This is a genomic window from Flavobacterium sp., from assembly GCF_035299245.1.
In the GTDB taxonomy this organism is placed as follows: Bacteria; Bacteroidota; Bacteroidia; order Flavobacteriales; family Flavobacteriaceae; genus Flavobacterium.
This window is the reverse complement of record NZ_DATGWY010000021.1, coordinates 24,576-31,033: the sequence shown is the minus strand read 5'-3', so window position 1 is coordinate 31,033 and position 6,458 is coordinate 24,576. Positions and strand designations below refer to the sequence as shown.

4 protein-coding genes are annotated in these 6,458 nt (G+C 32.3%); 1 reads left to right on the top strand and 3 read right to left on the bottom strand.

Annotation, left to right across the window (positions count from 1 at the left end):
* The first annotated feature begins 301 nt into the window (after positions 1–301).
* Positions 302–1,030, top strand: coding sequence for a tyrosine-protein phosphatase (locus VK161_RS13740; protein ID WP_324215365.1), 729 nt, complete (start codon positions 302–304; stop codon positions 1,028–1,030).
* Here the strand turns inward: VK161_RS13740 and VK161_RS13735 are convergent.
* The 3 genes from VK161_RS13735 to VK161_RS13725 form a co-directional block, all read right to left on the bottom strand.
* The gene (locus tag VK161_RS13735) at positions 1,020–3,413 is read right to left on the bottom strand and encodes a GumC family protein (protein ID WP_324215364.1); all 2,394 of its coding nucleotides are present in this window, start codon (positions 3,411–3,413) and stop codon (positions 1,020–1,022) included. The genes VK161_RS13740 and VK161_RS13735 overlap by 11 nt on opposite strands.
* A gap of 1 nt (position 3,414) precedes the next feature.
* Complete coding sequence (locus VK161_RS13730; protein WP_324215363.1) at positions 3,415–4,173, bottom strand: polysaccharide biosynthesis/export family protein; 759 nt, start codon at positions 4,171–4,173, stop codon at positions 3,415–3,417.
* 72 nt (positions 4,174–4,245) lie between these two features.
* Positions 4,246–6,231, bottom strand: a complete 1,986-nt coding sequence (locus tag VK161_RS13725; protein ID WP_324215362.1) for a nucleoside-diphosphate sugar epimerase/dehydratase — start codon at positions 6,229–6,231, stop codon at positions 4,246–4,248.
* Positions 6,232–6,458 lie beyond the last annotated feature (227 nt).

Sequence of the window (6,458 nt, the reverse complement as noted above, 5' to 3'; positions counted from 1 at the left end):
GCGGTCCTAAAATAGTTTGTTTGTAAAAACTAACAAAGTCGCGTTTTACAAACATCAAAAGCAAATCGCGGTAACGCCATAAATCGCCAAAATTAACATCAAATAGTGACGAATGACCTTTTATTATTAAATCCCAGTCTTTTGACTCTTGTGAAGCACTCATTAAATCATTTAAAATTAAAAGAAGACACCATTTTATTGTGTTTTCAATCACAAAACAAATATAGTAATTAAGTATAACTATACTAATTGAAACTGTACTTTTAATTAATATTTGTTACTTTGCAAAAAACTTTAATCAATGCTATTCTTCAAAAAAAGCGCACCAATTTTATCTGATTTACTTCCAGTCGATTATGTTGATATTCATTCGCATTTATTGCCCGGAATTGACGATGGTGCAAAAGATAGTGAAGACACAAAAAATTTAATAAATGATTTAAAGCAAATCGGATTTTCAAAATTCATAACTACTCCACACATAATCACTGGTATTTGGGACAACACCTTCAATAGCATCACTTCAAAACTTGAGGAAACAAAGCTTTTGCTGAATGAAATCGAATTAAAAGCTGCTGCAGAATACATGATTGACTCGTTTTTTTTTGAACGAATCAAACAGGGTGAAAAACTACTTTCTTTGAAAGAAAATTACGTATTAATAGAAATGTCGTATTTGAATGCACCGATTCAATTGTATGATATTATTTTTGAGATTCAGGTTCAAGGATACAAACCTGTTTTAGCACACCCAGAACGTTATTTGTTTTACGGAAACAATTTTGATGAGTTTTATAAATTGAAAAAGAGTGGTTGTTTATTTCAGTTGAACTTGCTGTCAACAACAGGATATTATGGAACAGGAGTTACGAAGATTGCTCAACGATTATTAAATGAAAATTTATATGATTTTGTGGGTTCGGATGTACACCATCAAAAACACGTTAAATCATTAAAAACCAAAGTACTACTTAAAAATCATCACAATTTATCTTCCTTAATGAAGAACAATAGTTTCTTTAGTCACTAGATTTCTTTTTACTGAAAAAATCCCTTACTTTTTCAATAAATGTTTTCTTTACTACTTCTTGACCGTAGCCGTAGCCGTAACCATATCCGTAACCGTAGCCATAACCATATGCACTTGATTTTTGAGTATCAGTATCATTTAAAATCAGCGACATATTAGGGAGTTTTTTATCTCTGTACAAGTTTTCGGCTATTTTAAGCATGCGTTTGTCAAGATAATTAGCACGCACAACATAAACAAACGAATCTGCATTCTTGGCGATTAACAATGTATCCGTTACAACAGTAACTGGAGCTGTATCTACAATAATGTAATCGAACTTTTCTTTCAATTCGTTGAACATCACAGTTATCTTGTCATTCATTAACAATTCTACTGGATTGGGTGGAATTGCTCCTGATGGAAGAGCATAGAAGTTTTCAAATCCTTTTACATTAACGATGTAATTATTAATATCTTCGTTGGGTTTAGACAGAAAATTAGTCAACCCTTTGGAAGGCAAGTCTATGTAATTGTCGAGTTTTGGATTACGAATATCGAGACCCACAATCAATATTTTTTTGCCCGAAAGAGCAATGGTTGTGGCTAAGTTAATCGCACAAAATGTTTTTCCTTCTTTCGGGATGGAGGAAGTCACAAAAATGGTTTTACACTTATTTTCTGCTACATTAGAAAGTATAAATTCGAGGTTTGTACGAATCATCCTAATGGCTTCTGCAGAACTTGAGCGACTATTGGATTGAATAATTTCTTCGTTGGATTCTGATTTTGGCAAATCACCCAAAAACGGAATAGAAACTTTCCCTTCAATATCATGTCTGGTTTTAACTTTGGTATCTAAAAGCTTAATAAGATAAATAATTCCGGCCGGAATAAGCATTCCAATTGCAAGAGCTATTAAATAAATCAAGTTTCTATTAGGCGAAACTGGTCCGGTAACGTAAGCCGGATCAACAATTTTTGCTTTTGGAGATGCGATCGCGAGCGTTATTTCGGTTTCCTCTCTTTTTTGTAGAAGATACAAGTACAAGGATTGCTTGATTTGTTGTTGACGGTCTATTTTTCTGAAGTTTTTCTCATTGGTTGGAACTTCATAGACTTTATTATCGTATCTATTCTCTAATCTTCGAATATCGTTTTTAGATATATTCAATGAAGCCAATTTGTTGATTAAACTCTCTTCAACAGAAGCCTTGTAACCTTCAATTTGTTGTTCGTATCGATCAATATTGGGGTGAAACTGTTGAGCATTTGATTTCAACAACCTCTTTTTCTCAAGTACAGCAGTGTTGTATTTATCAATAAATGAAGTCGATACATCGGCATTAGACAATAAATTGGATGGAATAATTTCGTCTTCTTTTAAATTATTGACTACGTTGAGCATGAAATTGATCACCTTTACTTGAGTATCGATATCCAGCAATTGTTTTTCATAACCAGTCACTGAAGACAAACTCATTTGAGCGTCTGACTCAACATCAGTAATACGTTTACTTTTTTTGAATCCTTCCACTTCATCTTCAACATCACTGAGTTCTTTAGAAATAATGGCCAATCTACGTTGGATAAAACTTGAAGTACTATCAGCAATACTATTTCTGTCGTTAATTGCATCAATATTATACTGTTTAATAATTTCGTTGATGTAATCTTCTCCTCTTTTCTTAATTGGATCAACAATACTTAAGTTGATAATATTGTTTTTTCCAACATTTAAAAGGCTGAGTTTTTTCGAGAAAGAATTAGCTGTAGTATAGCTTTTTCTTTTTACAACATAGACATTATTGCTATTGGATTCTCTGTTCTTAATATCTATTATAAATTCTCCTATATCAGAAGCGATGATTTGACCCACTTTATATTGTTTGCCGTTTTGTTTATTTTTATCCGAGATGATAACTGTATTTGCTGAGTTTTGCTCAATATGAAAAGTAGTATCCTTTTCAATGTAGCGCTTTGACTTGGTAACAAATCGTACTTCAATTGGCGATTCATCTCCGTAAAGCTCAGTTTTTTTTACACGACCATCAATAAAATAATTAACATCTAAATCCAACGCATCAACTACTTTTAGGGAAAGTGTTCTCGATTTAAGGATGGCCATCTCGTTGTCGACATTGCTTTTTCCTGAAAAAATATTCAAGTCGCTAAACGCAGAAAGCTCACTATTTCCTCCTTTTTTATCGTCTTTGATTATAATTGAAGCTTCTACTCCATATTGAGTAGTAGAATACCTCAAAGCAAAATAAGCAAGCAATAAACCAACTATACCAGAAATAACAAACCATTTCCAATAAACAATATACTCAAGCAACAAGTCTTTGATATTAGTTTCAGAAACACTAGAAGTTTGCTGTGTATTTTGCGGTAATTCTTGCATATTATCGTGTTAAAAGTAAAGTTGTTGTGATCAAGAAACTCGCAATTGACATAATTGCTGTGATGTTTCCTCCAATTGCAGTACCATCTATTCTGGCCTTTCTAGGTTCTACATAAACAACATCATTTTGATCCAAATAATAAAAAGGAGAGTTTACAAAATCGGCTTTAGTAATGTCAACTCTATTGTAGGTTTTGGTTCCGAGGTAATCGCGAATGATTAAAATATTATCTCTTTTACCATAAAGCGTTAAATCTCCTGCATTAGCAATAACTTCTAACAATGTAATTCGATCTCCGTTTAACGTAAAAGATCCTGGTTTATTGACTTCTCCTAAAACAGAAATTTTATAATTAACAATCCTAATGTTGATAATCGGATCAGTCAAATACAATGCTAATCGATCTTTAATTTGTTGCTTTAAGATTGTTTTGGTTAATCCTGCGACTTTTATTTTACCTAAAACTGGAAAATCAATTTCGCCCACAGAATCAACTAAATAGGTAGTTTTGCTATTAGATGTTGATGAAGATCCTGAAGCAGATTGCAATTGATCGAGATTAAAAGGTACTGCTAACTCGGGTTCAACTGAAGAAATTGTGATGCTCAATAAATCATCATTTTGAATTATCGGCTCATAATTAACTTGATTAGACGATTGATTTTGTTGCCCTTGAAGGTATATAATTTTCTTTTTCGAAACACAAGAACTTAATGTTATCAATATAAAAAGGTAGAATACTACTTGACTTTTATTCATAATTTAGAATATTTTATAAAAAACACTAATGAAGTGTAAAACTGTGACAAATATAGGGCTTAGTGTTTAATTCTATTCGTTTTTGTAAGTAAAAATATCTTTAACCTCAATATCTAAAGTTTGGAAAACCGAATTTAAACTCTTGAATTCGGGCACAATTTGTTTCATCACACTTACAATCTTGTCGTTGTTGGCTGTTTTGGATGTCGCTATTAATTCGTCTATTGCTTGACTTACAATTTCAAAATCATCGCAAACTTCTTCAGCCACCATTATTTTTTCGTGATGTGTAGCAAGATTTTTGGCCGAATCATTGAGCAATTCTTCATACAATTTTTCACCTGGTCGCAATCCAACTATTTTAATATTGATGTCTTTATCGGGAACGAAACCAGCCAATCGAATCATTTTTTTTGCTAAATCAATGATTTTTACTGGTTTACCCATGTCGAATATGTAAATCTCACCTCCTTTTCCCATTGAACATGCTTCTAACACTAACTGACAAGCTTCGGGAATGGTCATGAAATAGCGGATGATTTCGGGATGTGTAATGGTCACTGGTCCTCCTTCTTGTATCTGTTTTGTAAATAATGGCACAACAGAACCGTTGGAACCGAGTACATTTCCAAAACGTGTTGTAATGAATTTGGTGTATCGTTCCGATTTAAGTCGTTTGTGTTTAAAATGTTTCGATTGCACATACATTTCGGCTATTCGTTTACTTGCGCCCATAACACTACTCGGATTTACCGCCTTATCAGTAGAAATCATTACAAAGGTGTCTACATGATATTTCTGCGATAAATCGGCCACATTTCTGGTTCCTAATACGTTAGTAAAAATAGCTTGTGCAGGATTTTCCTCCATCATGGGAACGTGTTTGTATGCTGCAGCGTGAAAGACAACATCAGGCTTGTGCAACATAAAAATAAGCTCGAGTAGTTCTTTATTTTTGACATCTGCAATAACATTAGCCACTTCAATATTGTGTTGGCCACTAGAAATTTCAAGTGATAAACTGTTGAGTGGTGTTTCTGCTTGATCCAATAAGATTATTTTTTTGGGCTTAAATCCTAAAACCTGTCGAACAATTTCACTTCCAATTGAACCTGCAGCTCCGGTAATCAAAACCGTTTGATTATTGAGTATTGAGGAAATTAGTTTGGTATCTAATACAATTGGTTTTCGTTCTAGTAAATCGTGAATTTCAAAACTTTTAATGTTTTTGGAAATCTCTTTTTGATCGTCCCAATCCGTAATTACTGGAATAGTGTAGACTTTAAATCCATAATCAATACATTCATCAACAATGATTGATTTTTCTTCTTTTGAAAGACTTTTATCAGCAATAATCAATGCTTCGGCGTGAATATAGCGCAGTAGCACTGGTATACTTTTGGTTATTTTATAAATGGGTAAATTCAATATCCTTTTGGAAGTATTCAAATTGTTTTTATCGATGAAACCGATTAATTTGAATCGACCGGGATTTTCAGAATTTAAGGCATTGGCTACAGCGATTGCATTGGCATCCGAACCGTATATAATGGCTTTTTTCTTCTTAACTCCATTGGGAACTGAGATGTATCGTTCAAAAACTTGCTTAACTACTATTCGGTAAAAGAACAATAAACTGAAAGAAAGTACTGCGTTAATAAACAATCCCGTAGTTAAGTACAATTTATTTTTATCCAAAAGAAGGAGAAAAAAATTGACTAATAACAACACTACAAAAGTTGAAAATTGGGAAAAGAACAACTTGATAGCATCGATGTACGAAGAATGTCGGATAATTCCTGAATAAGTTCTATAAATCCAAAAAAAGAATAAATTAACTACTAAATAAAAAGCCAAGCCATAGACGATAAATGGTTTTGGGATGAATTCTAATTTAATTCCTTTGAGAAGGAAAAAGCTTATTATTCCTGAAGTTAATACGATAAAAAGATCAAGCAATAGAATTAACCATCTAGGTAAATAACCTAGATTTCGTATCTTGAATCCGAAATTAATCTCAGAAAATACAGTAAAAAATCCAGATTTCTTTTCTTTCAAGGTATTTGTATTTTTAATTACAATCGAGTAAAAATAGTAAAAAAAAAGAACTCTTAAATAAAAGTTAATTTATAATTCTGTTTTATCGATGAGTGGATTGATTTTATAGTTGAGAGTCATGCATTTTGTGATTTTAACTCTAATTCTGTAGTAATTTTGCTAGATTTGTTTGGCACGGATTGTAAATGTACGTTATTGTAAAAATTAAACATTAATTCCTTTTTACT